Consider the following 2,869-nt stretch of genomic DNA (forward strand, 5'->3'; position numbering starts at 1 on the left):
GTCCTGGGGGAGGCGGGTGGGGCCGACGTGGCGGTCGAGCCAGTCGCGCAGCACGCGCATGTCGCGCCAGGCGGCGGCGACCTGCTCGGCGCATTCGGGCTCGGCGAGCCAGGGCGGTTCGCCGAACTCGCGGTGGACGGTCAGCGTGCGGTGCCGCAGCAGGTCGATGCGGGGATGGTCGGCGTCGTAGCCACGCGGACGGGTCTTCAGCCGGTTGCCGGAGATCTCGTACCCGTCCTTGCGAAGCCCCGCGACGACGGCTTCCAGCTTGGGGCCGGTGACGTCGTCGGCGACCGCCGCGCGTAGCCGCTCCACCTGGTCCGGCGCGCTCTGCCAGTAGCCGGTGGCCACCATCAGGCCGGCCGCGGACACCTGGACGTAGCCGCCGCGCTCGTTGTGGGCGCCGATCGCCGTCTTGTACGGCGACTTGTCCTTCGAGAAGCGGACGTCGCGGTTCGGGCGGAACAGGTGCGGTTCGCCGAACTCCGGTTCCAGGGCATCGAGCAGGGCGACCATCGGGCCGCGCACGGCCTTCTCATATGTCTCGCGATGGTCCGTCCAGTACGCCTTGCTGTTGTCGGCCTCCAGCCCGTCGTAGAAGACCAGGGCCTCCGGCGGGAAACCGGTGAACTCCGACATCGGTACTCCATTCACGGCGACGGACAGGACGGGCCGCTCCAGCCGCGCGACGGCCGTTCGTGCTCGGGCGCAGCCTATGACCGGCCACCGACAGAACTGATCGGGACCCCGCGGCCGGGCGTCGCCCACGCCTGCTTCGGCCGGGCGGGAGCGGCGCCGGTCTTGGACGCCGGGCGCGGGTAGAACACCCGACATACCGGCGTTGGCACCGGCCGGCGTGGTCCCCGACGACGCTTGACGAGAGGAACGGCTCCATGGCCAGGGGGCCCGCGGCGCACGTGCGGAGCTGATCGAGGTCGCCGACCGGCTCGGCGCCGGCGTCGCGAAGGCGCTGCTCGACCGCAAGGAGGACCGTTCCTGGCGGGAGACGATCGAGGGCAACGTCGCCCGCTGGTGGGGAACCGTCGAGCGAGAGGCGCACGTCGAGGGCAAGCCGATCAACCTGATGCGGCTGTTCTGGGAGCGTCCGCCCGGCTTCCCGACAACGCCATCCTGGCCGCCGACTCCGGCTCGGCGGCGAACTGGTACGCCCGTGACCTGCGCCTGCTCGGGGACATGCACGGCTCGCTGTCGGGGACGCTGGCGACGATGGGCCCCGGCGTTCCGTACGGCATCGGCGCGAAGTTCGGCCACCCGGACCGCCCCGTCATCGTCTTCGAGGGCGACGGAGCCATGCAGATGAACGGCCTGGCCGAGCTCATCACCATCGCCCGCTACTGGCGCGAGTGGCGGTGAAGGCGTCCTGGTCCGGGTTTGGCATCCACGTGACGGCCTGCTCCAGGTACCAGGCGATGATCCACAGCCGGTGCCCGCCCAGCGCCCACTGTTCCGCCGGCAGGCCCGCGCGGGGACGAGCTGTCTCTGCCGCCCCACCTGCGCTGATGTAGGCCCGGATCGGCCGCCGCAGGCTCGCTGTGGGTCGTGCGCCGCGCACACGCGCGATGCGGGCCCGATGCGACTAGAATGATCTCCATGGAGCGAGCTGTCCGGCTGACCGCGGTCGTCACGCACGAAGGCGACTGGTACGTGGCGCGGGCCCTCGAGGTCGAGGTGGCCAGCCAGGGACAGAGCGTCGAGGAGTCGCTGACGAACCTGCGTGAGGCGCTGGAGCTCTATTTTGAGGACGAGCCGATACCCACGATCTCTGTTGACGGGCCGATCATCGCCCCCGTGGACATTCGTCTCTCAGCATGACGCCAGGACTACCCAGAGTCTCAGGCTCAGAGGTCTCCCGTGCATTGCGGCGCGCCGGCTTCGACGAGGTGGGCACCAAAGGTTCTCATTGCAAGCTTCGACACAAGGATGGGGCTCGTACCGTGATCGTGCCGCTCCACCGGGAACTGGCCACGGGTACCCTCGCCTCGATTCTTCGCCAGGCGGGCATTGACGCTGAGGAGTTTCGAACGCTGCTCAGCTAATCCGACGACCCCGACGCCAATCGCAATGGCGGCTTGGACGAGGACGCCGGCGTATGGGATGCCGGTCTTTCATAGCTGGGTGCGTTGTTCCGAGCAGGCATCATGCACAAGGGTCCCGCTGTGCAGGTCGCCGGCCATCGCGCGGGCACGCCAAGCGGCCGTGGAGTCATACAACGCGACCTCGGTGTCCACGGTGGAGATCAGCACGCCGGTCCGGTTGCGGGGCAGCCGTCCGCTCGTGACACCGTCGGCGCGGATGAAGAACGAGCCCCAACAACTCTCGCGGGCGGAGGAATTCGGGCAGCTGATCCAGACGTGGTTGGCCGCCGCTTCCGCGATCATCATGGCGGGCATGGTGATGCCGGGGTAGGTGCTGGCGTGATTGAAGCGTTGCAGGCCCTCACCGAGGGCGGCGCGAATCTCTGCCACCCTGTCAGATGTCATGTGGGCCGCACGATAGGAGTGGAAGATCAACTGGACGTCATGCTTTTTGTACTCGCGATACAGCTCCGGGTACCGATAGTCGTAGCAGATCAGCGCACCACACCGAACGCCATTGATGGTGAACACGCTGGAGTGGTCGCCGGGCGTGTAGTGCGCGAGATCACCGGCGAGTTCCTGCGGATCTCCGGCACAGAAACGCTTGTCATAGCGGTCGACGATGTCGCCCGCGGCGTCGATGATGTACTAACGAAATTCTAAGTATCTAAACTGCTTCGATGTAGGAGAGTTCCGGGGTGTGGAAAAATCCGCGGACGATGTCTGGTTTTCCTGCGAGCCGGTCGAGGGCGTGTTCGGCGAGTTCGAACAGA

The 2,869-nt window shown here is 67.7% G+C and carries 5 protein-coding genes; 3 read left to right on the top strand and 2 right to left on the bottom strand.

The annotated features are described in order from the left end of the window. A partial coding sequence (locus NBZ85_RS29745) for a DUF2461 domain-containing protein (RefSeq protein ID WP_261563256.1) occupies positions 1-639 on the bottom strand: 639 nt, incomplete at its 3' end. Between the two features lie 393 nt (positions 640-1,032). Between NBZ85_RS29745 and NBZ85_RS32910 the strand changes: the two genes are divergently transcribed. From NBZ85_RS32910 to NBZ85_RS29760, 3 genes are all read left to right on the top strand, one after another. Further along, positions 1,033-1,374 (top strand): thiamine pyrophosphate-dependent enzyme, encoded by a 342-nt coding sequence (locus NBZ85_RS32910; RefSeq protein WP_261557985.1) that lies wholly within the window; start codon positions 1,033-1,035, stop codon positions 1,372-1,374. A 237-nt stretch (positions 1,375-1,611) separates the two neighbouring features. Continuing rightward, a complete protein-coding gene (locus NBZ85_RS29755) occupies positions 1,612-1,833 on the top strand; it encodes a type II toxin-antitoxin system HicB family antitoxin (RefSeq protein ID WP_261557986.1) in 222 nt (73 codons plus the stop codon). After that, entirely contained in the window at positions 1,830-2,057 is a 228-nt protein-coding gene (locus NBZ85_RS29760; protein ID WP_261557987.1) for a type II toxin-antitoxin system HicA family toxin, read from the top strand. Before NBZ85_RS29755 ends, NBZ85_RS29760 begins: the two co-directional genes overlap by 4 nt. Positions 2,058-2,126: 69 nt before the next feature. Here the strand turns inward: NBZ85_RS29760 and NBZ85_RS29765 are convergent, their stop codons facing one another. Further along, positions 2,127-2,741, bottom strand: a complete 615-nt coding sequence (locus NBZ85_RS29765; protein ID WP_308205239.1) for a carbon-nitrogen hydrolase family protein — start codon at positions 2,739-2,741, stop codon at positions 2,127-2,129. Between the last annotated feature and the right edge of the window lie 128 nt (positions 2,742-2,869).

This window comes from Frankia tisae, assembly GCF_025403405.1.
Taxonomy (GTDB): domain Bacteria; phylum Actinomycetota; class Actinomycetes; order Frankiales; family Frankiaceae; genus Frankia; species Frankia tisai.

Bases quoted from the DNA above. Each gene is read 5' to 3' on its own strand.
- NBZ85_RS29755 (WP_261557986.1), top strand. From the start codon at position 1,612: ATGGAGCGAGCTGTCCGGCTGACCGCGGTCGTCACGCACGAAGGCGAC.
- NBZ85_RS29760 (WP_261557987.1), top strand. From the start codon at position 1,830: ATGACGCCAGGACTACCCAGAGTCTCAGGCTCAGAGGTCTCCCGTGCA.